This window comes from Salmonirosea aquatica, assembly GCF_009296315.1.
GTDB lineage: Bacteria > Bacteroidota > Bacteroidia > Cytophagales > Spirosomataceae > Salmonirosea > Salmonirosea aquatica.
The window spans coordinates 1,520,218-1,546,202 of the sequence record NZ_WHLY01000002.1; the positions used below are offsets into that span (position 1 = coordinate 1,520,218).

25 protein-coding genes and 2 pseudogenes are annotated in these 25,985 nt (G+C 50.9%); 10 read left to right on the top strand and 17 right to left on the bottom strand.

Annotation, left to right across the window (positions count from 1 at the left end; translation table 11 throughout):
- Positions 1–78 precede the first annotated feature (78 nt).
- The 4 genes from GBK04_RS07405 to GBK04_RS07420 form a co-directional block, all read right to left on the bottom strand.
- On the bottom strand, positions 79–2,292 hold the full coding sequence (locus GBK04_RS07405) for a penicillin acylase family protein (protein WP_152758242.1): 2,214 nt from the start codon (positions 2,290–2,292) through the stop codon (positions 79–81).
- A gap of 90 nt (positions 2,293–2,382) precedes the next feature.
- Positions 2,383–2,799, bottom strand: coding sequence for a DUF2141 domain-containing protein (locus GBK04_RS07410; RefSeq protein ID WP_152758244.1), 417 nt, complete (start codon positions 2,797–2,799; stop codon positions 2,383–2,385).
- Between the two features lie 90 nt (positions 2,800–2,889).
- The gene (locus GBK04_RS07415; RefSeq protein WP_152758246.1) at positions 2,890–3,510 is read right to left on the bottom strand and encodes a hypothetical protein; all 621 of its coding nucleotides are present in this window, start codon (positions 3,508–3,510) and stop codon (positions 2,890–2,892) included.
- A 155-nt stretch (positions 3,511–3,665) separates the two neighbouring features.
- Positions 3,666–4,211 (bottom strand): acyl-CoA thioesterase, encoded by a 546-nt coding sequence (locus tag GBK04_RS07420; protein WP_373330792.1) that lies wholly within the window; start codon positions 4,209–4,211, stop codon positions 3,666–3,668.
- 252 nt (positions 4,212–4,463) lie between these two features.
- On the opposite strand from GBK04_RS07420, the gene GBK04_RS07425 reads away from it, so the two are divergent.
- Entirely contained in the window at positions 4,464–5,312 is an 849-nt protein-coding gene (locus tag GBK04_RS07425) for a hydroxymethylglutaryl-CoA lyase-like TIM-barrel protein (protein WP_152758248.1), read from the top strand.
- Between the two features lie 36 nt (positions 5,313–5,348).
- Here the strand turns inward: GBK04_RS07425 and GBK04_RS07430 are convergent, their stop codons facing one another.
- The 3 genes from GBK04_RS07430 to GBK04_RS07440 form a co-directional block, all read right to left on the bottom strand.
- Positions 5,349–6,908, bottom strand: coding sequence for an Rne/Rng family ribonuclease (locus GBK04_RS07430; RefSeq protein ID WP_152758250.1), 1,560 nt, complete (start codon positions 6,906–6,908; stop codon positions 5,349–5,351).
- 371 nt (positions 6,909–7,279) lie between these two features.
- Positions 7,280–8,128, bottom strand: a complete 849-nt coding sequence (locus GBK04_RS07435) for a tetratricopeptide repeat protein (RefSeq protein WP_152758252.1) — start codon at positions 8,126–8,128, stop codon at positions 7,280–7,282.
- A 32-nt stretch (positions 8,129–8,160) separates the two neighbouring features.
- Positions 8,161–8,493 carry an HU family DNA-binding protein gene (locus tag GBK04_RS07440; protein ID WP_373331445.1) on the bottom strand — a complete coding sequence of 111 codons (333 nt, stop codon included), beginning with the start codon at positions 8,491–8,493 and terminating at the stop codon, positions 8,161–8,163.
- Positions 8,494–8,622: 129 nt separating this feature from the next.
- Here GBK04_RS07440 and mutY point away from each other — a divergent pair, with 129 nt between their 5' ends.
- From mutY to guaB, 4 genes are all read left to right on the top strand, one after another.
- Positions 8,623–9,711 carry an A/G-specific adenine glycosylase gene (mutY, locus tag GBK04_RS07445; RefSeq protein ID WP_152758254.1) on the top strand — a complete coding sequence of 363 codons (1,089 nt, stop codon included), beginning with the start codon at positions 8,623–8,625 and terminating at the stop codon, positions 9,709–9,711.
- 131 nt (positions 9,712–9,842) lie between these two features.
- Positions 9,843–10,325: a single-stranded DNA-binding protein gene (locus GBK04_RS07450; protein WP_152758256.1), complete on the top strand. Its 483-nt coding sequence runs from the start codon at positions 9,843–9,845 to the stop codon at positions 10,323–10,325.
- Between the two features lie 193 nt (positions 10,326–10,518).
- Positions 10,519–11,850: a transporter associated domain-containing protein gene (locus GBK04_RS07455; RefSeq protein ID WP_373330793.1), complete on the top strand. Its 1,332-nt coding sequence runs from the start codon at positions 10,519–10,521 to the stop codon at positions 11,848–11,850.
- A 121-nt stretch (positions 11,851–11,971) separates the two neighbouring features.
- Positions 11,972–13,444 (top strand): IMP dehydrogenase, encoded by a 1,473-nt coding sequence (gene guaB / locus GBK04_RS07460; protein ID WP_152758260.1) that lies wholly within the window; start codon positions 11,972–11,974, stop codon positions 13,442–13,444.
- Positions 13,445–13,533: 89 nt separating this feature from the next.
- Here guaB and GBK04_RS07465 read toward each other — a convergent pair whose 3' ends face one another.
- Positions 13,534–13,983 (bottom strand): FHA domain-containing protein, encoded by a 450-nt coding sequence (locus GBK04_RS07465; RefSeq protein WP_152758262.1) that lies wholly within the window; start codon positions 13,981–13,983, stop codon positions 13,534–13,536.
- A gap of 81 nt (positions 13,984–14,064) precedes the next feature.
- Here GBK04_RS07465 and GBK04_RS07470 point away from each other — a divergent pair, with 81 nt between their 5' ends.
- Positions 14,065–14,451 (top strand): hypothetical protein, encoded by a 387-nt coding sequence (locus GBK04_RS07470; protein ID WP_152758264.1) that lies wholly within the window; start codon positions 14,065–14,067, stop codon positions 14,449–14,451.
- A 107-nt stretch (positions 14,452–14,558) separates the two neighbouring features.
- Positions 14,559–14,735, top strand: a complete 177-nt coding sequence (locus GBK04_RS30420) for a hypothetical protein (RefSeq protein WP_373330794.1) — start codon at positions 14,559–14,561, stop codon at positions 14,733–14,735.
- Between the two features lie 16 nt (positions 14,736–14,751).
- Here the strand turns inward: GBK04_RS30420 and GBK04_RS07475 are convergent, their stop codons facing one another.
- From GBK04_RS07475 to GBK04_RS07495, 5 genes are all read right to left on the bottom strand, one after another.
- Entirely contained in the window at positions 14,752–15,675 is a 924-nt protein-coding gene (locus GBK04_RS07475; protein WP_152758266.1) for an SDR family oxidoreductase, read from the bottom strand.
- A gap of 96 nt (positions 15,676–15,771) precedes the next feature.
- Positions 15,772–16,500, bottom strand: coding sequence for a peptidylprolyl isomerase (locus GBK04_RS07480; RefSeq protein ID WP_152758268.1), 729 nt, complete (start codon positions 16,498–16,500; stop codon positions 15,772–15,774).
- A 105-nt stretch (positions 16,501–16,605) separates the two neighbouring features.
- Entirely contained in the window at positions 16,606–17,211 is a 606-nt protein-coding gene (locus GBK04_RS07485; RefSeq protein ID WP_152758270.1) for a hypothetical protein, read from the bottom strand.
- Positions 17,212–17,278: 67 nt separating this feature from the next.
- A complete protein-coding gene (locus GBK04_RS07490) occupies positions 17,279–18,760 on the bottom strand; it encodes a BamA/TamA family outer membrane protein (protein WP_373330795.1) in 1,482 nt (493 codons plus the stop codon).
- Between the two features lie 180 nt (positions 18,761–18,940).
- Complete coding sequence (locus GBK04_RS07495; protein WP_373330796.1) at positions 18,941–19,597, bottom strand: carbohydrate-binding family 9-like protein; 657 nt, start codon at positions 19,595–19,597, stop codon at positions 18,941–18,943.
- Positions 19,598–19,780: 183 nt separating this feature from the next.
- Here GBK04_RS07495 and GBK04_RS07500 point away from each other — a divergent pair, with 183 nt between their 5' ends.
- Entirely contained in the window at positions 19,781–20,713 is a 933-nt protein-coding gene (locus GBK04_RS07500; RefSeq protein WP_152758274.1) for a carbohydrate kinase family protein, read from the top strand.
- Between the two features lie 80 nt (positions 20,714–20,793).
- On the opposite strand, the gene GBK04_RS07505 is transcribed toward GBK04_RS07500, so the two are convergent.
- Positions 20,794–21,393 carry a hypothetical protein gene (locus GBK04_RS07505; RefSeq protein WP_152758276.1) on the bottom strand — a complete coding sequence of 200 codons (600 nt, stop codon included), beginning with the start codon at positions 21,391–21,393 and terminating at the stop codon, positions 20,794–20,796.
- Positions 21,394–21,523: 130 nt separating this feature from the next.
- Positions 21,524–22,368: pseudogene (lgt, locus tag GBK04_RS07510) on the bottom strand (prolipoprotein diacylglyceryl transferase).
- Between the two features lie 85 nt (positions 22,369–22,453).
- Here lgt and yidD point away from each other — a divergent pair.
- Positions 22,454–22,662, top strand: a pseudogene (gene yidD / locus GBK04_RS07515) (membrane protein insertion efficiency factor YidD).
- A gap of 160 nt (positions 22,663–22,822) precedes the next feature.
- On the opposite strand, the gene GBK04_RS07520 reads toward yidD, so the two are convergent.
- Both GBK04_RS07520 and prmC read right to left on the bottom strand, forming a co-directional pair.
- Positions 22,823–23,779, bottom strand: coding sequence for an AAA family ATPase (locus GBK04_RS07520; RefSeq protein ID WP_152758278.1), 957 nt, complete (start codon positions 23,777–23,779; stop codon positions 22,823–22,825).
- A 103-nt stretch (positions 23,780–23,882) separates the two neighbouring features.
- On the bottom strand, positions 23,883–24,743 hold the full coding sequence (gene prmC, locus GBK04_RS07525; RefSeq protein ID WP_152758280.1) for a peptide chain release factor N(5)-glutamine methyltransferase: 861 nt from the start codon (positions 24,741–24,743) through the stop codon (positions 23,883–23,885).
- A gap of 161 nt (positions 24,744–24,904) precedes the next feature.
- Here prmC and ribD point away from each other — a divergent pair, with 161 nt between their 5' ends.
- Positions 24,905–25,969 carry a bifunctional diaminohydroxyphosphoribosylaminopyrimidine deaminase/5-amino-6-(5-phosphoribosylamino)uracil reductase RibD gene (gene ribD / locus GBK04_RS07530; protein ID WP_152758282.1) on the top strand — a complete coding sequence of 355 codons (1,065 nt, stop codon included), beginning with the start codon at positions 24,905–24,907 and terminating at the stop codon, positions 25,967–25,969.
- Positions 25,970–25,985: the final 16 nt, after the last annotated feature.

The following is a 25,985-nucleotide window of genomic DNA, read 5'->3' on the forward strand; positions in this document are numbered from 1 at the left end:
CCGGAAATACCAGAGAAAAAGCTGCACCGGGTAAGGAGCAGCTTTTTCTCTGGTAAAGGTACCTACCCCTACATACAATCATTTCCTCTCCCCCGGATGGTAAGTCTGCTCGGCGTGCTGTTGCACATCTTCCTTATAGAAAAGCACATCCTTGAATTTACCCTGTGAGTACATTTCGCCCTGATCAAAGAAATGCCGCGAGCTTTGATCGCCACTTTCTCCGCCTGTTAACAGGGACTTGGCTTTAATTTTATTCCCGAACTCCACCGCGCAAATGAAACTGTTGCCATTAAAACCGTAACGTTTTTTGGTACCCGGATAATAACGCGATGAGTAGGAAGGCAGCATGCCCCAGGCCGACGATGTAAAACCCACAGGAAGGCTGGGCAGATCGTCGCGAAACTGCTGGTCGATGGCGCTGGATGCCCGCTGGAAGCGGTTGATTTCGCCCCAGGGTATCTGCCACTTACCCCATTTCTGCTCCAGCTCAGTTAGGGTTTCGCCGAAGGTTTTAAGGAGTTGATCGGCCGTGGCCGTAGCTGCGAACTGCCGGGCCTTATCCACCTGATCGGCATTAGGATTATCCTTGACTTCGGTGCGGTACATTTCCCCCGTAATCCGTTGCCCCCATTCCACAGCCAGAGTCGTAGCTATTGATTTCTCCCCGCTGTGATAATCCCAGTTTTTCAGTACCGACATCGGCCCGATCCAGTACGCATACCGCTCATCGGTATAGGGTACGCTTTTCTCGAAAGCATTTACCAGCGCCGGAACCAGAATACCAAAAGCCGACAAGTAGGTATTATAACCCGCCGCAATCACCCGGTCCAAGTCGTACTTTTTAGGCATTTCAAGTACCCGTACTGCATTGATTCCCCGAAAGTTCTCGCCATCGGGCGCCATGTAGGCAGGGTAATCTTCCCGCTTTGGACTGTTTTTACCAGCCGCTGTAAAAGGTGTAGAGTTACAGTTTTGGAGCCAGCCGCTTGAAGGATTGTACACGTGCACCGACTCGTCCACCGGGTGCATACCCTTCCATTCGGTAGCGGCGGTGCTTCCATCCACCGGTTTCGACCAGTCGTATTTAGGGTCGCGCTTGGGGATGAAGTTACCGTGCCAGTACGCAATGTTACCTTCCGCATCGGCGTACACAGTATTGTTTGATGTGTTTTCTAGCAAATCCATCGCCTTTTTATATTCTGCAAAGCTAGATGCCTTGGTGCGCTGCCAACTCTGGATCAGCATATTTAGGGAGCGGTTGTTGGCTTTCATGCTTGTCCATTGACCATCACGCTGCGCCATAACCGGCCCGTGATGGGTATAGAACGCCCGGATATTTTTTGTTTCGAGCCGATCACCGTTTTTGTACTTTATACTCATCGCCTGCTCACGTACGGGCCGCTGCTTCCCGTCGTATTCATACGACCAGCCTGCACCATTTTTAGACACTTTTTCCAGATAGGTATCGGCTACATCGGTGCGTGACGAGGTATGCATCCAACCCAGGTGTTCATTGAATCCCTGGTAAACAAAGAACTGACCCCAGGTAACCGCCCCGTAGGCATTCAGTCCCTCCTCACTTACTACGTGTACCTCGGGCCGGAAATAGAATGTAACGTGCGGATTGATGTAGAGAATACTCTTGCCCGACTCGGTGATCGAGGGGGCAAAGGCAAAGCCATTCGAACCCGTCAGTATTTCCTCTTTCTCCGCTTCCTCCTGAGGGGTGTATCCCACCGAAGGTACCTCGCCCCCATAAAAACTCTTGAGGTCACGAGTCGTTACGTCCGCGGTACTGATGGCCCCGATGCTACCATCGGTCCAAAGCAACGGGTACCAGGGCTCGAACCGAGTCAGCAAGATAGGTTTTGTTTCGGGATGCGTGTGCAGGTAGTAGTTGATGCCGTCGGCATAGGCGTTCAGAAGTTTTTTCAGCCAGGCCGGGGCTTTTTTGTAGTCGGCCTGTGCCTCGGCAGGCACTATCAGCAGCTTAATCAGCAGATCGTCATACAGCGCCGACTCGCCCTGAACCTCTGCCATTCGGCCCAGTTTTTCAATGTAGTTCATTTCCACTCGCTTGAAGTCGTCCTCACATTGAGCATACAGGAGCCCAAACGTAGCATCAGCGTCGGTTTTGCCATAAATATGGGGAATACCCCAGTTGTCGCGGATAATGGTAACGTTCTGGGCTTGTTTCTGCCAGGCCGCAATTTCTTTCTTAGTGAAAGGCTGGGCGAAAACAGGGCCGATACAAAAACACAGGAGGGCAAAGAAGAGTACGTTTCTTTTCATTATAAGAAATTATATTTGGTATTAATGAGGCGCGGCAGTCAAAGCTACACACTTTACCAAAGAATCCCGAAAAAAAACGTATTCCGATTTTCAATCAATGAGTTTGATGGAAATTGACTTTCCCTGGTTCGTAAGCTCAAAGGCACAATCCTGAAAGTCGGGTCCTGATACGACGGGTCGATAGTTGTTACTGAAACCAAAGGGCTCCTTGGGGTACCCTACCAGATTTTTATCGAGTTTGTTGTTGTCGTTAAGATCATGATATACGGCAACCGCATAGCGGCCGGGCGGCACCTCAAAGTCCACTACGATCTTTCCCGACTGTTTCACAGGCGTGTTCTTGTAAAAATCAGGTTGGCTCTTCCCAAATTTTGCACCGGGTTTGTAAAGTGCCACCCGCAGGGTACCCCCTGATGAGCGTACATTGGTAATTTCTATCGAAAGGCTTGCCTGCACGGGTTCATGCATAGTCAGAATCAGGGACAGCGGAATCAACAAGGAAAACATACGTTGGTTTTTATGAAAAAACGCCAATCCGAAACGATTGTTCCAGATTGGCGCCCACTTTATAAGTTCATTCGAAACTTTCTTTTGTTGCTACATTTCCAGTAGTCCTATGATGATGAAGATTACCCCGATCAGGCCTACGATACCACCCAGGTACCATACTCCGGGAATAACGCTCAGAATGATACCTACCCCGACCAGAATAAGACCCAGTTTCAGGTTACGGTTGAGGGCTTTGGCGGCAGCTGGTTCCATGCTCTTCTTGACAGATTTGTCAATCAGTTTGCTGGCTTTGGTTACCTGCACATCCGACGGCGTAGCGTTCTGCATCTCAGGTTTGGCCATCATGGCGCGCACCTTATTGATTTGGGCCGCAATGGCGGGCTTGGCCATCAGCTTTTGTCCTTGCGTAGTAGCCAGGGCGCTCTCAAGTTGCTCATCGATTTGCTTGGGGGTATTTTTCTCCAGTACTTCAGACACCCGGCCTTCTGCAATTACTTCCGATACAGGTACACTCTCCACTTCGGTTGCATTCGGGGCGGCAGGCGTAACCACGGCCACCTCCGCCGGGGCTTGTGCTTTTACCTCTGACCGATTCGGCTGCCCGATGTAAGCGTTCCTGGGCATTTGATTGAAAACGGGGTACTCACGCGCGCAGCTACTGAGGGTTACCAGGGCTCCAAGGAGGTAAATTGTACTAAGTTTTTTCATAGGACACATGAAATTTGAGAGGTTGATAAAAGAATTAAACGAGCAAAAAAATTTGATTCTAATTTAGTGAAAAACGTGCCAATTTCTTTAAAACCCAATTCCAGGCATTATGGGTATTGGTTTCCCCATCCTGGGGTTTTTAAGGTTAAATGAAGTTACCAGCCCACCACACAACGGTAATCACGCAATCTGTTCAACTCGTCGTCCAAAGCTATTCGATTTTTTTCATTATCAAAGGCATGTCTGTAATTTTCTTTCAATTCACGCCGTTTGACTGCTTCCAGAAACCGTCGGGCGTCTTCGCGGTTCTCGAGCAGCAAGGGGGGTACCAGCGTGGGTTCATGTGCATCGTCTTTGGCTACCATAGTAAAGTACGAAGTGTTGGTATGCTTCTGCAAGCCCGTGCGGACATTCTCGGACACAGCCCGGATACCTACATCCAGCGAGGTACGGCCCACAAAATTGACCGATGCGTGCAGCGATACCAGGTCACCTACCTCGACGGGTTGCAGAAAATTCACACCATCCACCGATACCGTGACGCAGTAGGTACCCGCGTGGCGGGACGCGCAGGCGTAGGCTACCTTGTCCATGAGCGACAGCAGGATGCCGCCATGGATTTTTCCGCCAAAGTTAGCGTAAGACGGTATCATCAATTCAGTAAGGGTGGTTCGGGACAAACTTACAGGACGTGGTTCCAAGGGAATGTGTTTCGGGTTTAACAGCAAAAAACGACTATTCTCCAATCCAGGTTTTTCCTAGGGTACTTTCCCTTTTCTCCTAGATCGTGAAGTCCGTACTATACCAAAAAGTGCCCTTCTGTCCATTTTATACTTTTTAAAGGGGTACCTTCATGTTCCACTAAAAGGTCAGGAATTGTTTTTCAGCGGGTTTGCGTTTGCAAAGAGAGCCTACGTACTTAGTACAGGGCGATACCGCCTAATTGAACCACCATGCTCAAACTCATTGAATGCCCGCGCGATGCCTGGCAGGGGCACCATCCTTTCATCCCCACGGAACAGAAAACAAGGTACCTTAATCTCCTGCTAAAGGTAGGTTTCGATACGTTGGACTTCGGTAGTTTTGTGTCGCCCAAGGCCATGCCGCAGGTCGGCGATACGGCCGCCGTCCTGGCCGGGCTGGACCTTTCTCAGACAAACACAAAACTTCTGGCTATCGTGGCCAATGAACGGGGGGCGCAGCAAGCCTGTGAATTTGATGAAATAGCCTATCTGGGGTACCCCTTTTCCATTTCTGAAACCTTCCAGCTTCGCAATACCAACGCGGGTATTGCGGAGTCGGTGGAGCGGGTGAAGTTCATGCAGACGCTCTGTGAGAAGTACGATAAGAAACTTGTGATTTATATTTCCATGGGATTTGGCAACCCGTATGGCGATCCGTGGAGTCCCGAACTTGCGCGGCATTGGGTAGAAGAGTTAGCCGGACTGGGCATCGGGATTTTTTCCCTATCGGATACGGTCGGCCTGGCCCGTCCCGAAGTTATAAATCCTTTGTTTACCGAACTTATTTTTTCCCGGCCCGAACTGGAATTTGGAGCGCATTTTCATACCACACCAGTCGATTGGTACGAGAAAGTCGAAGCTGCCTACGCTGCCGGCTGCCGCCGCTTCGACGGTGCCCTGCTGGGGTACGGAGGCTGCCCAATGGCGCAGGACGATCTGGTCGGGAATATGCCCACAGAGCGGTTATTGGAATTTGGAGTCGAAAAAAAAGAGCTTCCCCCAATCAACCATGCGGTTTTGGGGGAAGCTATGAAGTATTTCAGGAAAATAACTGTGTAATTCCGAAAGCATGACAAGCCATCACCTTATGGCTTTCTAATTGGAATTGACCTCGATCACTTCGCCATCCTTGTTGTGGAAAGTGAATTCCACGACGCCCAACGACGAATCCTTAATCAGATTTACCCATGTTTTGTATTGAAACAACCATTTCACTTGCTGTGAAATAAGCCCCTTGGTGAAATAGGCATACAGGAATGGATGCAGCGAAATACTGATATTGCTTTCGTTCTGCTTGGTCAACATGTAGTCGAGATTGCTCAGGATGGTATCCGTTACCAGAATACTCGCCTGAATGGTACCCGTACCACCGCAGGTAGGGCAGGTTTCGCGGGTCACGATGTTCATCTCGGGGCGCACGCGCTGCCGGGTGATTTGCATCAGGCCAAACTTGGAGAGGGGAAGTACCGTGTACTTGGAGCGTTCGGGTTTCATTTCCTCCCGCATCACCTCGTAGATTTTCTTCTTATTCTCGGCTTTCTTCATGTCAATGAAGTCCACCACAATGATCCCGCCCATATCGCGCAAACGAAGTTGACGGGCGATTTCTTTGGCCGCTTCGGCGTTCACGCTGAGCGCCGTCGCTTCCTGATCCTCCTGACTGTTGGATTTGTTGCCGCTGTTGACATCGATCACGTGCAGGGCTTCGGTGTGTTCGATGATGAGGTACCCCCCACCCGGCAGGCTTACCGAACGGCCAAAGAGCGATTTGATTTGCTTTTCCAGACCGAACTGCTCGAACACCTTATTCTTGCCATTATGCAGCCGTAGGATGTTTTCCTTGTCGGGTGCGATGGTACGGATGTAGTGCTTAATATCCTCATACACATCCTTGGAGTCCACCGTAATGCTGTCGAACGATTCGTTCAGCATGTCCCGGATGATGGACGAGGCACGATTCATTTCGCCGATTACCCGGTCGCGCGGTTTGGCGTCGCGGAGAGCTTTGATGCCATTCTCCCACTTCTCCACACAGGTTTGCAGGTCCTTGTCCAGTTCCTCTACGTCGTGTCCCTGCGCTACAGTGCGCACAATAATCCCGAAGTTATTCGGCTTGATAGACGACATCAGGCGTTGCAGCCGGTTGCGTTCCTGCCGATCGGTTATTTTTTTGGATAAGTTGACAGAGTTTGAAAAAGGTACCAGAACAATGTAGCGGCCGGCGATGGAAATGTCGCACGAGAGGCGAGGTCCTTTGGTGGAAATAGGTTCTTTGACAATCTGCACCAGGATGGGCTGATTGCGGTCAAGGACCTTGTCGATTTTGCCCTGCTTTTCAATTTCGGGCTCCATCTTAAAACTACTGATCTTACCGGAATTGGCCCGTTTAGCGATGACATCCTTCGTGAATTTATTCAGCGAGTTGATGTTGGGGCCTAAATCCAGGTAGTGTAAAAAGGCGTCCTTCTCGTATCCTACGTCTACGAACGCGGCATTCAGGCCGGAAACCAGTTTTTTTACCGTACCCAGGTAGATATCCCCAACGGTAAAACTATGATCCGGCTCTTCTACGTGATATTCAAGAAGGCGCTTATCCTGCAAAAGGGCTATACGTTCTCCCTTTTGAGTAGAATTGATGACTAATTCGTTACTCAATGTCTAACCAAATACATGGTCTTTACGGATTGAAACTCAACCTCTACACGAAAGCCGGGAGGTCCCGGCAATGCATTGCTAGAAGTACAAAGAAAGGGGTAAGAAAACAGAAAGGTTAGACCGGATAAGAACTTCATCTGGTCTAACCTTTCATTTACTTCTTCTTATGTCTGTTTTTCCGCAGACGCTTCTTTCTTTTGTGAGTGGCAATCTTATGACGTTTTCTTTTCTTTCCGCAAGGCATAGTTTTGAATGTTAAAATGATGGAATGAATGGATGAACAATAGATTAATGAACAAAGACCAAACTGTTCTGTCATTCACTAACGGGCCGGTACGCCGAAGCGCAACTGCCCGGTCTATCTTTCAGAATTAATTATTTATCCGCTTCTCCAGTTCGCTGATTGCGTCCTGAATCACGGGATCTTTTTCTTTTTGCTTCACATCGGCCAGTACCTTGGCGGCCTCTTCGGTGCGTCCCAGTTCCACCAGGCACACACCCAGATAAAACTGAGCCTTGGTATTGGTAGGGTGACTCTGCAAAATCTGCTGGAAACGCTCCACCGCTTTGCTATACTGATTGGAACGCATCGAAAGAATCCCCAGGTTGAACAGCGCCAGTTCGTTGGTTGGATCTGCCTCTAGTACTTCCCGCAGCAGCATGATTCCCTGCATAGGCGAGGGCGTGTTAACGTACGTCATCGCCATATTGGCTTTGGCTGCCAGCAGCTCTGGATTCTGATCCAGGGCTTTCTGGTAATACGTCCGCGTTTTCTCACCCAGCATCCGGGCTTTGGCTTCATCGGTAGCGAAACCGTAGGCTTCATAGTACCGGTCGCCCGCCCGAAGGTAATTTTCGACCACCGGACTTAAACGGGCCGCCTGATCGGCGTAATAGGCAGCGCTGTCAAACTTCTGGTACTGTCCAAAAACATCCGAGAGCTTAATGGCTGCTGCTGCTTTTCCGTCCGCTGTGGCCTGTTGGTAGGCATTCCGCAACGGATCGATAGCCTGCTGCTGCTCGGCGGTCAGTGTTTCATTGGAATGACTGGTGGCCGCAGCCCCGCTTCCTTCCAATTCCTTTCCACCCGCTTCCTCTCCCGTATTTTGTTCACTGACTACGCCCTGATCTTTGGTGTTCACCACGATTTTGGGCAGACTGTACAAAGTACCCACCAGAGCAATGGCCAGAATGGATACCAGTACGAGTGTCCTTTTCATTCGATTTACAGAATTGCGACCTATCAAAAGGCTTACTTCTCAACCACGGATTTCAAGCTATCGCTCGTCTTCACTTGTTCAACAAACACCTTGGCGGGTTTGAAGCTGGGAACAAAATGTTCGTCAATAATCATAGATTCGCCCTTGGAAATGTTCCGGGCAACTTTGCGGGCCCGCTTCTTGTTAATGAAGCTACCAAATCCTCTCACATAAAGATTCTCACCATCGGCGAGGGAGTCTTTCACTACGGTGAAGAAAGTTTCGAGAGTCTGCTGAACATCAGCCTTTTCAACACCTGTTTTCTCAGAAATCTGTGCGATTACGTCTGCCTTAGTCACTGTGCTTATGTACTTTAAAGTGTATATTGTTTTATTTACAATATTCCCGCTCTGAATTTTGGGAGTACAAAGGTAGCGTAATTTTACTAAAACTTAAAAGTCATGTTGCGTCCTTTTTTTTATAATCCATTAAAAAACAGCCAGTAAAAGTTTTAGATGCCTATAAACACTGTCCTTTCACCCACCGATTTTAGCCGTACGCTTATCCGATGGTACCACCGTCACCACCGCGATCTGCCCTGGAGGCATACCACTGATCCGTACAAAATATGGTTGTCCGAAATCATCCTGCAACAGACCCGCGTGGTGCAGGGACTCCCCTATTACCTGCGGTTTGTAGAGCAATATCCCACCGTTTTTGACCTGGCCCGAGCCGACGAGCAGGAGGTACTCCGCCTCTGGCAGGGATTGGGATACTACTCACGCGCTCGCAATATGCACCGCACCGCCCGGCAGGTTGTCGACGAGTATGGCGGCAACTTTCCGCCTACTTACGCGCAACTATTGGAATTGAAAGGCATAGGACAGTACACGGCGGCTGCCATTGCTTCCTTTGCGTTTGGAGAAGCGGTTCCGGCGGTTGATGGGAACGTTTACCGGGTCCTGGCCCGAATTTTCGGAATCAAGACCGATATTCTGAGTAGTCCGGCTAAGAAGGAATTTACGGCAGTAGCCCGTCAATTGATCCCGGCCGATGACCCCGCCACTTTCAATCAGGCCATGATCGAGTTCGGGGCCATCCAATGCCAGCCTGTCGCACCGGATTGCCTCCTGTGCCCTTTTAATCAGCATTGTTATGCCTTCCAACACGGGGCACAAGCCCGATTGCCCGTAAAAGCCAGGAAAGCGAAAGTGCGCGACCGGTACCTGAGTTATTTGGTTCTGGAAAAAAACGGACGACTGGCCATGCGGCAGCGTACTGCCAAGGATGTCTGGCAGGGACTCTATGATTTTTTTCTGGTAGAAAGCCCTGAACCTATTGATGAGGCAGATGAGTTGTACGCTCAAGAAACGGCTGCTGCCGACTGGTTGGCAGCAGGACGGGTGGAACTTCCCCAAAAAACCTATGTACATTTACTGAGTCATCAAAAACTGCACGTGCGGTTTTGGCGCATCGTATTGGATGAAGCCGCCGATGAGAATGAACTACCGGAAGGTTTTTCATTTTATCAATGGTCTGAAATCGACGATTTACCCAAGCCCATTTTGATCGATACATTTATAAAAGAGCAAGTTTTTAATTAAATTTATTGCTTAGTAGATGTATGGGTAAAGGGCTTAAAGCGAATAGCGGATAAAGCGCTTTTCTGCCCGGGAATTCCAGTTTTTCGGATAACACGACATTCATTTTTAACTTTTCCATTTAACCACTTATCATGGCAGGCAGTGTAAACAAAGTAATTCTGATCGGAAACCTGGGTAGTGATCCTGAAGTAAGGTACCTTGAGGGCGGATCTACCGTGGCTCGTTTCAACATAGCTACCTCGGAGTCCTATACCAACAAGAGCGGCGAGCGCGTGGAGCAAACCGAGTGGCATCGCATCGAACTGTGGGACCGGCTGGCTCAAATCGCCGAGAAATACCTACGTAAGGGCAATTCTGTCTATATCGAGGGCCGCATCCGCAGCGAAAACTGGACTGATAAGGAAGGGCAGCAGCGGACAGGCATCACAATCCGGGCCAACAGCATGACCCTGCTCGGTGGTTCCAACACGGGCGGGAGCGGCGAAAACGATCAGCCTTCGACGGCGGCCTCCAGGCCGACTCCTCAGCCTACGCGCGAGGCAGCGCCCCGAGCGTCCGATCCCGTACCTCCCGCCATGGCCTCCAGCGCCGACGATGACGATTTACCTTTCTAGTATACTTTTTTGCAGGAGTCTCGCCGTAGGGCTGAGACTCTGTTTTTTATCAAAGTACCAAAAAATTGTATAACCAGTAGAAAGATTGCAGTTAATCCGTATTTTGACGCAAAGAAAATAAAGTACAATTTCATACTCTCGCACCAGCCTACCCTTTCCCCCAAACCCTATACCGTCACCTTTGGAGAATTCCGTGAAAGAAAAATCAGACAAAGACGATCCTTCCCGAACGTGCCGGGAGCCAGAGCCGTTTGTGCACTACAATCCACGGTTCCGCAATGTGCTCCCGATCGCCCAGTTACCCATACTGGTAGCCAGCCAGTCTTTCTTTTCAGAGTTCATCCTGCTGGGGGTGTTGTTGCTCATTTCCCTGTTACTTTCCGCTCTTCGGGCAGCGTATGGGGTCATCTCCATCACCGAAAGCCCGTGGGAGCGGCGTAGTGCAGCCGAACCATTAATGCTGAGTGCTCCCCAAAAACTTACTTTATCCCTTTTTCAGCGCGGCAGTACCTTACTGGCTTTTTTGCTGGCAGCGCACCTGGCCTGGAAGATAACGCAAGATCCAGAACTTAATGCCTATACCTGGGTGCCGGTGCTGGCTCTGGTGATATGGCTCTGGGTAGATGCCCTGGTACGCTACTATGCAGGTCATAACGCTCTGGCTTTTACCCGGAAAGCCACACCACTCATAAAACCAGCAGCGGCTTTTCTGACCCGCACGGGGAATGTCTTTTCTTCCATTGGTACCAAATGGCGGGTTCTGCTGCCTGATGAGGCCAAAGGTAGGTCTGAGCAAAATGAAAGTGATTCTGAAAATGAAGAAGAGCGTGATCTGCTGCGCGGACTGGCTACCTTCGGCCAAACGACCGCCCGCCAAACCATGCAGCCACGCCTGAACATTACCGCGGTAGACATTGAACTGGATTTTCACGAGTTGATGGATAAGATCAATAAATCGGGCTATTCCCGGATTCCGGTGTACGATGATACGCTCGATTCCGTCGAGGGAATTCTCTATGTTAAAGACCTATTGCCGCACTTACACCGCGATGAGCACTTCGCCTGGCAGAAGCTTCTGCGAAAGGCTTATTTTATCCCCGAAAGCAAACGGCTCGACGATCTGATGCAGGAATTTCAAAACCGCCGGGTGCACATGGCCATTGTGGTAGACGAGTATGGAGGTACCAATGGGCTGATCACGCTGGAAGACATCATCGAGGAGATATTCGGCGATATCAACGATGAATACGACGAAGCCGAGGAGGTGAATTATACGCAGGTGGATGACAAAACCTACATTTTTGAGGGGAAGGTACTCCTCAATGATTTCTGCAAAATCCTGAGTCTGGAATCAGACTATTTTGAGGACGTGCGCCGGGCAAGTGAATCGCTGGGCGGCCTGTTGCTCGAATTATTTTCGCAACTTCCCCGCACGGGCGAGCAGGTAGCCTACCGGGATCTTACCTTCAAGGTACAGTCGGCCGACAAAAAGCGAATCAAAAAGGTACGGGTGATTGTCGGCTGAGCAAAAGCGTGTAACAGATGGTACAGGCTGATAATTTATTATTTGCATAAACAACAAAAGCCTTTGCCATCTGACAAGTTATTTCTAATTTTGCCCCGCAAATAACTACCGTTTATTTGCAATGAGCAACTACCCAGCCAAAGTCCTCTACGAGGCACTCACCTACGACGACGTTCTGCTATTACCTGCCTATTCGGAGGTACTTCCGCGCGACACCAGCACCGTAACCCAGCTTACCCGCAACATCCGGCTCAATATTCCCCTCATTTCGGCGGCCATGGACACCGTCACGGAATACGAACTCGCCATCGCTATGGCGCAGGAGGGCGGCATCGGCATGATTCACAAAAACATGAGCCTGGAAGCCCAGGCCGAGCAGGTGCGAAAGGTTAAGCGCTCCGAGAGCGGCATGATTCTCGATCCCATTACCCTCCGCGAGGAAGCCAACCTGGGCGATGCCCAGCAAATCATGGGTGAATTCAAGATCGGGGGGATTCCGGTAGTAGACAAGAACCGCAAACTGGTTGGAATACTTACCAACCGCGACCTCCGCTTCCAACGCGACATGAGTCGCCCGGTTACGGAGATTATGACCCGTGAAAACCTCATTACAGCATCGGAAGGCCTTTCACTGGACGACGCCGAGTCTATCCTACAGGAGTACAAGATCGAAAAGCTGCCCATTGTGGATAAAGATTATCGCCTCACGGGCCTTATCACTTACAAAGATATTCTGAAGCGGAAATCGCACCCCAATGCCTGTAAAGACGAGTACGGTCGCCTGCGGGTAGGCGCGGCGGTAGGCGTCACGCCGGATTTGATCCAACGCGTGGAGGCCTTACTGAAAGCAGGAGTGGATGTGGTAAGTCTCGATACCGCCCATGGCCACTCGCGGGGTGTGATTGAAGCGGCCAAATCCATTAAACAGAAATTTCCCGATTTGCAGGTGATCGCCGGCAACATCGCCACGGGCGCAGCAGCTAAGGCGCTGGCCGAAGCGGGCGTGGATGCTGTGAAGGTAGGCGTGGGACCGGGTAGTATCTGCACCACCCGAATCATTGCCGGTATTGGGGTACCTCAGCTGTCGGCCGTTATCGAGGCAGCTGAAGCTTTAAAAGGCACCGGCATCCCCGTCATCGCCGACGGCGGTATCCGCTACTCGGGCGACGTAACCAAAGCGCTGGCTGGTGGCGCCAGCACAGTGATGATCGGCTCCATGTTGGCTGGTACCGACGAGGCGCCGGGCGAAATCGTGATCTACGAAGGACGCAAGTTCAAAGCCTACCGGGGCATGGGTTCAGTGGAGGCGATGGAGGACGGTTCTAAAGACCGTTACTTTCAGGACGCCGAGGACGATGTGAAGAAACTGGTACCTGAAGGCATCGTAGGCAGGGTACCTTTCAAGGGGAAAGTATCCGAAATCCTGTACCAGATCGTGGGGGGTGTGAAGGCAGGAATGGGCTATTGCGGCGCGGGCGACATCCCGGCTTTGCAGGAAGCACAATTTGTAAAAATCACCAGCGCGGGCGTGCGCGAAAGTCACCCGCATGATATTATGATTCAAAAGGAAGCACCGAATTATTCGGCTCGGTAAGTGTTTTCACAATCAAAAAAGCCAGCTATTTTGAATAATAGCTGGCCTTTTTTGTTTTTGGGAAAATAATAACACAACCGTTGGTCCGGCTAAAACCAGCTAATGCTTACCGTTTGACCCTTAGCATTACCATAAACGAAGCCTCCATTGACATCACCATTATCGTATACATTCAAAGAACTGTTGGCATTCTCTGTCGTTACTTTAAAACTACTTATTCGACCCTTTTTGCTTGAGTAATCATTCTCTGAATCTCGAAGGCTGACCTTGGCATCGTAACGATTGTTTTCCTGTACAATTCCATCGTTAATAGCTATCAGTACATTGATGGTGTTGTTATTCTTACGTCGGATTTCCACGGTAGAAGCCTGGGAAGGGCCTCCTTCCAGTAGTGTGCCACCAGGGGTGACGATTTGGTATTGAGCCTCATAGCGGCCAACCAGTTGAGTAGTCAAATCGGGACCGGGGTCTTTTTCCTGTTTACAGGCGATCGAGAAAAAGATAAGGCTGAACAAAACGGCGTAAGTGGAGTTTTTCATAGCCCAATAGATTATGAGTTGATGAGTTTGTATTTTTCTTAAATTTATAAAAAAAATACAATATAATAAATGTTACTCACTATGAAAAACTTACTCTGTACCTTGGCGATAGGTTGTTTTACCTTGCTAAATCCCGTTTTGGCGCAGAGCAAATTATCGGTGTCAATCAATGCAGCACCTACCTTCCAGTATGCCAATACGGAATTAACAGCGAATCTTCCGGGCGAAAATGGCTCCGCAGTACCCGTTGATTTTCATTCCAAGGTGAATGGATATGGCTACATGGTGGGTGTACTGGCCAACTACGGATTTTTCAAGCGACTGTCGGTAGCCACGGGTCTTTGGCTGAACCAGGTCAATTATAGAAAACCCACTGTGACAACCGATCCCGACCTGAACACACTACACCTGGACATTCAGGTACAGACATTGGCTACTAAGACTCGCAGCCTACAGGTACCCTCCTGATTAATTTTCGAAGTTCCGTCAATCGGCTGTCACCTTATTTTACTGCGGGAACTCTCACAACGCTATATTCCACCACGATTTTTGAAGGAAGCAAGGGAAGCAAAAACATGATTGACAAAATCCGGTTTCACCCCATACTGGCGGCGGGTGCCGATTATCGACTGAATGAGCATTTCGATCTGAGTGTTCAACCTACCTTTTTATATTACCTACCCTACCGAAAAGTTATGACCTATAAAAACTACCAGCTGGGATTACAGGGGCAGGTACTTTATCACTTTTAGACAATCTTTATCCTACCTACCCCCCAATCTGCCCGGCCAGAATCTCGATACCTTCCCGGAAACTGTGTGGTTCGTACCCTAGCGTTTTGCGGGGCTTGTCCAGAATAAATCCCGTACGGGCAGGGCGTTTAGCGGGTTGGGTGAAGGTGGTTGAGTCAGCTTCGGCGATGAGAGATTGGTCCAGCCCGAAATAATCGGCCGTCATTATCGCCATTTCGTAAGGCGTCAGCAGGTCTTTGCCCGAAATATTAAAAACCCCTTCGGCTTCTTTTTCCGCGATCAGGTAGCATCCCACGGCCAAATCCTCGGCCAGGGTAGGTGTGCGCCACTGGTCGGTCACGACGTTGATATTTTTGGCTTCCTCCAGCGATTTCTTTACCCACAAAATGATGTTGCTGCGGCTCATGTCATGCGCTATGCCGTACACCAGCACCGTGCGGGCAATGGCCCAGCGGATGGGGGCAGCAAACGCTCCGGAGTTGATCAGTACCTTCTCGGCGGCGTATTTGCTCCAGCCATAAAAGCTTAACGGATTGGCCTCGGCCTCTTCGTCGTAGGGACCTTCGGCGCCGTCGAAAATAAAATCGGTAGAAAGGTGTAACAGGAACGTATCCTGTTCCCGGCAAGCCTCCACCAGGTACTCCACAGCCTTGACATTTTGGGCCCAGCAAGCCTCCTTCTCACTCTCGCACTGATCCACATTGGTCATGGCAGCGGTATGAATCACTACGTCGGGTCGGGTCAATTCCAGCACCTCACGGACTTGTGCTGCCTCCGTGATGTCCAGCGGATAATACTCGTAGCCTTCGACAAACGGCAGGCGATTGTCGCCCCGGGCGGTGGCGATGAGCTGAATGCCCGGCTTTTGAATTAATAACTCAACGAGTTTCTGGCCCAGTAAGCCATTAGAACCGGTAATAAGAATGCGCTTTTTATTCAAAACGAGGAGTTATAAAAGGTGAAAAGTGGTAGGAGGCGGACCGTATTCAGCGCCCCGGCCGTCGAATCGAAGAGCTGTCAGCTTCTTTTGAGAAAATCACTCGAATGAGTACCCATACTTCTTGGTAATCTTTTTCTTCTTCATCTGCTCCACCGATACCTTCATCGGAACGTCTTTCAAAGGTCGGTCGCGCGCATCGCGGGGCTTTGCTGCGATAGAATCGATAACGGCCAGTCCGTCAATTACTTGCCCGAACACCGTGTAGCCCCCATCCAGGTGCGGGGTACCTCCTAGGGTTTCATATGTCTTTTTCTGGGCTTCGGTAGGTTTGCGGGGGGTACCATCCTTACCTACCACGCGTGCCAGTTGCCGGTCCAGGTCGGGGCCCGTCAGGGGGCGGCCTTGCACGATATAAAATTGGCACCCGCTCGATTCCTTTTGGGGGTTGTTGTCGCGGGCCGCTCCCAAGGCTCCCTTCTGATGAAACAGCTCGGGTCTGATTTCCGCCGGGATTTTATAACCCACACTCCCGTTACCCAGGGGTTCTTTGGGCTTGGCATTGCGCGAATCAGGATCTCCGCCCTGGATCATAAAAGCGTCGATGACGCGATGAAACAGCAGACCGTCGTAGAATTTTTCCTGCGCCAGCTTAATAAAGTTGGCTTTGTGCAGGGGTGTCTCATCGAATAGAACGAGTCGCATGGGACCTGCCTCGGTCGTAATCGTCACGAGGTAGTCTTTTTTCTTTTTTTTCTGCGCTTGTACCGACGTAGCCAGTGTGATTACCAGCATAATCAGCAACGCCAAAACACAATGTTTCTTCATAGCAAAGTTCCGCTTCAAACAATTGGTCAACTTTCGAGATCAAATTTTCCTACCTGGACCCCGGCTTTCAAGCTTACCGAGTCAAATGCCGCACACCTACCTCTTTCACTTACTGGCCAGCATGGCCTTGTCCGTAGGTTCAAATACCAGTTTCAGACCGTAATCTTTTCCTTCCGACACTTCCTCCATGCTGGTCTTGACGGGATTCTTCTGCCAGACAATCCGGCGCGGTTTGGCTTCCAGGGGGGTACCATATTTCTCAGTAAAGCGCTTTTCAGCCGAACTCCATAGTTGCCGGGTAGCAGTTTCGCTGTTAAGATAAATATCGACGGTGATTTTATTGATGGTCCGCCCCGTGGGTGTAAAGTAGTACAGCACGTCGATGGTCTCCAGTTGGTCGGTTTCGAAGGTAAAACCTACGTGCCGCAACGAATCTTCGAACATTTCAAAGGATTCGGTTGCCTTCACTTTACTGACCGGATCGCCAAAGGCAATGCCCCGGATAACACCTTCGTCTGAGGTACCTACGATGGTATTGAAGAGTTCGGACTGATTGCTGTTGATAGCGCTGGAAGCAGGATCGTGTATTACCGCCGAATCGGTAGGAGCCGTCGCTTCTTCATCGGTAGTTGTTTTGGTGCGGCAACCTGTCGTAATTGCGCCCAGCAGGCATACCCACAGCAGATAGCGCAGGGAGGTAGAATACTTCATAAGGATGTGAAAAGGTGGTGATTCGCGCAAAATTAACCATTCTGGCTTGAAAAGGAATACGAGCGGCTTATAAAGAGCGACCTACCTGGAAAAAGAACCGATCCTGGCCTAATCCGTTGATGGTGTAGTTGAAGCGAATGATCAGGTTGTAAAACGTAACCACATCCAGCCCTACCCCGGCCCCGGCGATCAGCTTGTTGCCCAGGCGCGTGTTGCTGAGTTCGGGATAGTAGTTGCGCACATAGCCCAGATCGGCAAATGAATTGAGGTAGGCCGTCATGGGGATGGTATTCAACTGACGGACGGGAATCCAGGGAAATGTCTTCTGAAAACTGAACAACTTGTATTTTAGCTCATTGCTCGAAAGAAAATAATGCTGTCCGTCAATTACGTACAGTTCATAGCCCCGCACCAGATCGCGCCTGAATCCTAGGCCCAGGGTTTGCGCATAGGGTTGTCGGGTCGGCATGGATAGCCGGGCCGTCAGTCCGGTGTTGAAAAACCACTTCTTGCCAAGCGGCAGGTAGCGGTTGTACCACCCGTAAAGGTACCCCTGATTCAGGTCGTCGAAAGGTAACAGGCCTAGCTTGCTCACCTGCCCACCATATCGGTAACCCCGCAGGGGGTACTGGACATTGTCGCGGCGGTCGTAGCTGTAGCTGTACGTAAATTGAAAGAAGTTCTGGGTTTTACGTCCATCGAGCAGGTAATTAGGATTCAGCCGGGTTAGGGTATCGGAAAGCTGCATGGAAACCCAGCGCATATCCAACAGGTGATTGTCGTAAAACTTGTTACGGCGGCGCAGGGTAGTATAAATAATCAGTCTTTCCCGATTCAGATTTTCACTGTTAAAATAATCCAGTTTGTCTTTCCAGGTCCGGTAAGGCAGCGTTTTGTTGGTTGTGTAGGAAATTCCCGATGTTATGCCGGTTTTCATCTGCCGATCGATGTAAGGTACCGAATACAGAATATCGTACCGGGGCACAAAACCAAACACCGCCGAGAGCGTCAGGCGGTCGGCCCGTCCCGTGAGATTCAGGTAGCTCATGAACAGGCCATACGTAGTACGGCGGAAGTCGTGGTTGCGTTCGTACCACCACTCATTAAAATTGCGGTCGGCCAATTCAAAAACCGGGAGAATCACAAAGTACAGCCTTTCTTTGACCAAAATGCGCACATCGACCTGCGTAGAATCCTGCGGGTCCACAAAATGCTGCATATCTACGGTAATAAAGAGGTTGGTGTTGACGATTTTGCGGCGGTCGATCTCCAAGCGTCGTTCCAGATCATGTTCGGGTAGAGTATCACCTACCTTTATGGCCATCTCGCGCAGGATGATCGGCGTGAGCGTACGGTAATTGCCTTCAATGCTTATGTTGCCAATCGTCACCGTATCACTGGCCGCAACCGTGTCTTTGTAGAGAGTATCGTTCTTCTGTATATGCGTGCTATCCGCTGCAAATGGCTCAGATACCTGGGCGTACCCACTGCCTGCCACCATCAGCCATTGGGCTAAAAGCACAATAATAATCCGATAATGATGAAGCATTTAGTCTATTGTAGCCTTAATTATCCCTCTACAACGTAAAAAAGCTGTAAAGTTGTCGGTGAAAAACCAATATTACCAGTCACAATCCGCGAAGGTATTTCAATTTCTCCCGAAATTCTACCGTCAATGTACGGGTAGCGGAGCAAACTGGTTTTACAGAAGCAGGGCGTGAATCTGACTTTACTGAAAAATAAGCGTGCCGAAGCGTTCGGGTCGATGAAAACGGGGTGATTTGCCACTCAGGGTAGGGCTCCAGCACCCGAAAGATGCATTGCCTGGGTTGCAGGTCCACCGGGGGTCGTTCTGGGCGGTAAGGAGAATGATCCGATAAAAATTGATTCGGTACAGCGTGGGTAGGGTACCCTCCGGCTGCCCGCTGTTGATCAGCGCCAGGGGTATCCGCAGTTCACCCCGCCACGAATTGGCCGTAGTGCCAGTGATGTGGTGCGTGATGCCCGCCTCTTCGTAGGGTACCATGGTGAGCGTGTTGGCGTCGCCCTCACCGGTGGGATTGTCGATCCAGCCCACAAACAGCGCATTACGGGGATTCAATTCCAGCTCCAGGTAGCGAGAAGGAGTACCTGCACCCGCGGAAATGAACACTTCGAACACTTCCTGCTCCCACAAACTGGCATTATGCTCGGTGTGAGTAGTTTGTTGCCAGTAGGGGTCTTCTCGGCATTCAAACGCCACAGTCAGGCTGTCGTCACTCCGCTTCACCCGCACGATCGTTTCCTGCGGCAGGATCGTACCGTCGGTAGCCTGGCGGAAATGGGTTTGGGGCAGTGTGTACCACACATTTTCAGAAAGCCTTATTTCAAACGAGTCGGAATTCATGAGTAAAAAGTAAAACGGAAGTAGGTGCCAGATCCACATAAAAGGCCGATTGTACCAGAGAATGCTTAACGGTCTTTTTAAAATTCAAAAGTAAAGAATATAACGGGCAAAATGCGAAATTGCGTCCGCCCGCAGACCGGAGATACCCCTTTGGACTGCGCTTCCGATTAGTTCTGATAAAATATGGGTTATTCAAAAAAATACGCCTTGGTCGCAGCCGGAGAGTTTTTAGCCGACCTGATTGGGGAAGACTTTGCCTCCGACCTACTCACTACGGGTACGTTCAGACGCGTGCAGGGAGGAAGCCCGGCCAACTTGGCGGCTAACCTGGCCCGGCTGGGGCACAAGTCGGCACTGGTTGCCTGTGTGGGCGCCGATTCTCTGGGAAAGTACCTCCTACAGGCGATATATCCCACGGGTGTAAATACCGAATACGTGGCGATCGACCCCGGCCAACCGACCAGTCTGGTACTAGTATCGCGTACTCAGGGTACCCCCGATTTCATCGCGTACCGCGCCGCTGACTACCAATTGCAACCCGACCATTTCCCTAATTCCCTGCTAAATGAATCGGCGATTTTTCACACTACCTGTTTTGGCCTGAGCCGCGAGCCCGCCCGATCGAGCCTCTTGGACGCCGCCCGCCGGGCCCGGCAGTCGGGAGCTCTGCTCAGTCTGGATGCCAACTACGCCCCCTCCATCTGGCCCGACCGCCATGAGGCTCTTGAAGTTATCGGGAAGTACATACAGGACGCGCTGGTTAAACTGAGCGACGATGATGCCGAGCGGATTTTTGGCTCCGCCGTAACGCCCGAGCAGGTATTGGACTTTTTACACGGAAAAGGAGCCCGCTTGGTATGCTATACCCTGGGAGCCAGAGGTAGCCTGATTTCATGGGAGGGCGGCCGACATAAGGTACACGTAGCCGTTGAGCCCGTTGAAGTCCTAGACGCCACAGGAGCGGGCGATGCCTATTGGGCCGGATTTCTCTCGGCTTACCTCGACGGGTACCCGCCCGCACAATGTACCCGTGCGGGTGGTCGGATAGCTGCCATCAAAATCAGTTCGGTGGCTCCACTCCCTAACCAAATAAACCGCAACCTGCTGTACGAATAACTGAAAAAGGGAGCGCTTAGGCTCCCTTTTCAACATCATTATCCACCAACACTGGTGTGTGTACAGTACGGACTCCGATGTTATTCCAATTTGGCCAACTTGTCCAGATCCAGGTCGTCCAGTGTATCTTTGATTTGATCCATCGTCACATTGCGGCCTTTCACGTTTACGACGAAACGGTCGGCCACAATTACATTTATTTCACCGTCCTTCCCGTCATTATCGTATTTCTCGTAGGCTTTCATGCCGTTGATGCGGGTGGTTTTTTCGTAGCCACTGGCGGTTTCCTTATCCACCTCGGCCATGGCCCAGGCCGCCATGCCCATCATGGCCATGCCGCCCACACCACCGGTATCCACGATGTCTACTTCAATTCTGGAATCGTCTTTTTCATATTTGCCCTGTGCCTGGGAAATACTGAATCCCATAGCCCCATTCTTTTCGCCAGTGGCTTCGGTACGGTCTAGCCCGGCAGCCTCGGAGGGTAGCAATTCTTTCAGGCTCCGAAAGTCCACCGGATCAACGGGACCTTTTTCCTGCATCTCCTTAGCTTTGTCGGCCATCTGTTGAATAGCCTCCATAGCGTTTTTGGGTTCTTCCTTTTCCTGCTCTTCTTCCTTTCCACCACAACCCCACAAGGCCAGAACCAGTAAGCCACCCACTAATAAATTCCTTTTCATACTATTCAGAAGGGTTTGTTTTAGGATTCAAAGGCAATTTAAAGCTTTATTTACTAAAACGACATCCAACTTCCTCAATTCTAGTGAACGGTAGTGCTCCCCGGTCGGTTGGCGGTTTTGGGTGAGTAGCTTACACCGGGGTCGAGTGCGGCTTTGGAAGCTGCTCGGGACGGCGCGAACGAACCACAAGGTAAATTCCCAACAACACGGCGGGTATGCTCAGAAACTGGCCCATGTTTAGGGGAAGGTTATCCTCAAAGGAAACCTGGTTCTCTTTCACAAATTCATACAGGAACCGCAAGGTGAATATCCAGATCAACGCAATGCCCAGCAGCATCCCACGCGGTGTGGCTGCCTTGTGTTTATTCCATAATGCAAAAAGTATAAAGCACAGAATCAGGCAGGTAATCGACTCGTACAACTGGGCCGGATGGCGCGGATACTGGCTGTACTCCATGTTTTGCATGAAAATGAACGCCCAGGGTTTGTCAGTGATGGTACCTACAATTTCGGAGTTCATGAGATTACCAAAACGGATAAAGGCCCCCCCCAGCGCCACTACGATTACCATGCGGTCGGTGAGCCACAGGAACGTTTGGCCGGTGGACTGGCGTTTACGGGTATACAGCCAAAGTCCGAACAGGATTCCTATCAATGCCCCATGACTGGCCAGACCGGCGTAGGGGGCAGAATGATTTCCAGTGGATTGGTGAGGAACACCTGAGGCTCATAAAAGAGAAAATGGCCCAGACGAGCCCCCAGCACCGTGGAAGCCACCATGACCAGCGTAAGCGTGTCGATGTCTTCGAGGGGTTTGTGCTCTTTCTTGAAAATGTAGGTCATGATTTGCTGTCCGAACAGGAATCCGGCCGCGAACAGCAGTCCGTACCAGCGGATAGTAAAGGGGCCGAAGCCCAGAAATTCAGGAATCGTAAAAAGGTCGGGACTGACGTTCCAGGTAATGTAGGTAAGCATGAGTGGCATATCTGATAAAGTTGGCAAAGTTAAGATTTTCAACCATACGTAGGTAGAGGCTATACAGTATGAATTATAAGGCCCTATGAAAAAGCTACTTATCATCCTGGTTAAAGCCTATCAGGGCATTATTTCACCCTACCTACCCAATGCTTGCCGGTATACCCCTACCTGCTCACAGTATATGATCGAGGCAGTGAACAAACATGGAACAATCCGGGGGGGTGGATGGGCCTCAAACGCTTCGCCCGCTGCCATCCCTGGGGCGGTAGCGGCATAGACCCGGTACCTTGAATTCATTTAGGAATGGTTGATGGAGTGATTGATATTATTCATTCATTAAGCCATTTTAGGGAACTGGTACATCATCACGCCATATAAGTGAGTTTTTGAGAAGTAAGGCGTCCTCGATTTTTCACAGTATTCCTACATTCACTCAATAACGCCTTCAAAATTACCCTCCTATCGCTACTTTCCTCAAAATAGAATCAATGATAGTGCTCGTGCGTACACCATCGGCTTCGGCTTCATAGTTGAGCAGAATGCGGTGGTTCATGATGTCGGGAGCCAGCTCCTTGATGTCTTCGGGCAGTACGTAGTCGCGGCCTTCAAGGTAGGCCAGTGCTTTGGCAGCTAAGTTGAGATAGATGGTGGCACGGGGCGAAACACCAAACTGAATGTAGCGGGCTTCGTCGCGCAGGCTATAGTCCAGGGGACGGCGGGTGGCAAACACAAGTTCGATGATATAGCGTTCCAGTGTATCCGAAATATTGACCTTATTGACCTCATTGCGGATCGCGAAAATATCGTCCTTAGTCATGACCGGGTTTACCCGATAGTCGAAGTTGAGATCAGCCATGCGGCGCATAACCTCCAATTCTTCGGGTTTGGACAGATAATCCACGTAAACTTTCATCATAAAGCGGTCGAGCTGGGCTTCTGGCAAGGGGTAGGTACCCTCTTGCTCCACCGGATTCTGGGTAGCCAGCACCAGGAAAGGGCGGTCGAGCGGGTAGGTATCGTTCCCAATCGTGACCTGCTTTTCCTGCATGGCTTCCAGCAGGGCCGACTGCACCTTGGCGGGTGAGCGGTTCACCTCGTCGGCCAGCACGATATTGGCGAATATAGGCCCCTTCTTTACTTCGTAGTCGCCGATTTTGGGTTTATAGATCATGGTCCCGATCAGGTCGGCGGGCAGCAGGTCGGGGGTGAACTGGATCCGTTGAAAGTTCAGATCAAGTACCCTGGACAGGATGTTGATGGTCAGGGTTTTGGCCAAACCGGGAACGCCTTCGAGTAGCACGTGGCCTCCCGTAAACAGACTGATGAGCAAACGGTTGAGGAGTTTTTCCTGCCCCACAACCACTTTGCCCATTTCATCGAGCAGTTCTTTTATTTTGGGTAGATACATTGATCCAATGAGTGAATGATTAAATGATCGTCTGCGCGAATGGCGGTAAGTTATGTCAATTACTCATTCCTACCTTTTACCACCGCCAGGTACCCCGCCGACATTATTCCCCCACGGCCCGTACAAAACGATTTTTGCCGTGGATGTCGCGCAATATTTCTACGTTCTTGTAGCCTCTTTCTTCAAAGACGCGCTGCGTTTCCGGCCCGAAGTGCTCGTTGATTTCCACGTAGCAGCGCCCGCCCGCCTTGAGGTGGTGTCGGCCAAAATCAGCAATGGCCTTGTAGAAAAGCAGAGGATCGCTGTCTTCTACAAACAGGGCTTCGTGCGGTTCGAAACGCAGTACGTTGGGGCGCATGTGATCGGCCTCCGAGTACGTCACGTAGGGTGGATTGCTCACCAGGCAGTCAAATTGCTGCGGTGCATCGGGTAGGGGAAAGCTGACATTCAGCATGTCCTGCTTATCGAAGTGCACATCGGCCATGAGCTGACGGGCATTTTCGCGCGCCACCGAAAGTGCCTCATCGCTCACGTCCCAGGCATGAACAGTAGCGTGGGGAAGGAAGCGGGCCAGCACAATAGCAATACAGCCGCTGCCGGTACCGATGTCCAGGATCGAAGGTTTGTCTTCAGGTTCGGCGTAGTCGCGCGTGACCAACTGTACCAACTCTTCGGTTTCGGGGCGCGGAATCAGCACTGAGGCCGACACCTGGAACGTAAGTCCGCAAAACTCAGTGGAGCCGATAATGTGTTGAATGGGTTCGTTGTGGTTGAGACGGTTCACAATTTCATCCCAATCGGGCTGCACCTGTGCATCGGAAATAGGGCGGTCGACGAGCACATCCACGTTGCGCAAGCGCAGGTAATGCTCCAAAAGCATGAAGGCGATTGCCTGGGTTTCTTTGGGCGGATATACGGTGATCCGCCGGGTGAGCTGCTGATAAAGTTGACGCGCCGAGGCCATGATGGGTTTGATTTCGATTCTTTGGCGGGAAAGTTAATAAATTTAGCCGGGACGGTACATCAGCCGTAAGAAGTTTTGTGGGACAGGTACCCCACCCGTTGCGGCAAAAACCTACCGGCTCGATGCCATGATTTGAACAAAACAAACCCTACCTTCACGGAATGAACACCGACGAAGAGTACATGCAACGCGCCCTACAGCTGGCCGAGTATGGGCGTGGCAGCGTCAGCCCCAATCCCATGGTTGGCTGCGTGCTGGTGGCCGACGGGCGCATTATCGGCGAGGGATGGCACCGTAACTACGGCGGTCCCCACGCCGAAGTGCACGCCGTGCGCGATGCCATAGCCCGGGGCCATGAGGCACTATTTCCCTTGACCACCGCTTACGTAACCTTGGAACCCTGCTCGCATTATGGCAAAACACCCCCATGTGCCGCGCTACTTGTCCATCAGAAAATCACCCGTGTCGTAGTAGCTAACGACGACCCCAATCCGCTGGTGGCGGGGCGCGGGCTCACCCTGCTGCGCGATGCCGGAATCCAGGTCGAACGGGGTCTGTTGGCCGAAATGGGACAGAAATTGAATCGCCGTTTTTTTACTTTTTTCACAAAAAAGCGTCCCTATATTATTTTGAAATGGGCCGAATCGGCTGATGGCTTCATCGCGGCGGCGGGAGGAAAGCCCGTCCCGATCAGCAATAAATACTCGACCCAACTAGTACATCGGTGGCGGGGTGAGGAAGATGCGATTCTGGTGGGACGGCAAACGACGCTCTCAGATAACCCAAGCCTGAACGTGCGGCATTGGCCGGGAACCAATCCCGTACGGGTTGTGCTGGACCGGCGGCTGTCTCTGCCCCAATCCCTACGGATTTTTGACGCGTCCCAACCCACGATTCTTTATAATTATCTAAAACGGACCGATCCCCCTACCCTGCCCGAACGGTATTCGAACAACTTCGAGGTAGCTTTTAGCCAAATAAAACCAGGAAACGACGAGTTGGACCAGGTACTGTCAGACCTGTACGCGCGCAAAATCCAATCGGTGCTTGTGGAAGGAGGAACTACGATTCTTGAAGCTTTCGTTAAGGCTGGCCTGTGGGACGAAATCCGCCGCTGTCAAGGTCCCATGCGACTGGGAAGCGGAGTGAAGGCACCCGCGGTAGGGGGTACCTTGGTAGGCTCCGAAAACATCGACGATGATTTGTGGACTTTTTACCAACGCTGACATTCTTCCGAAGGCT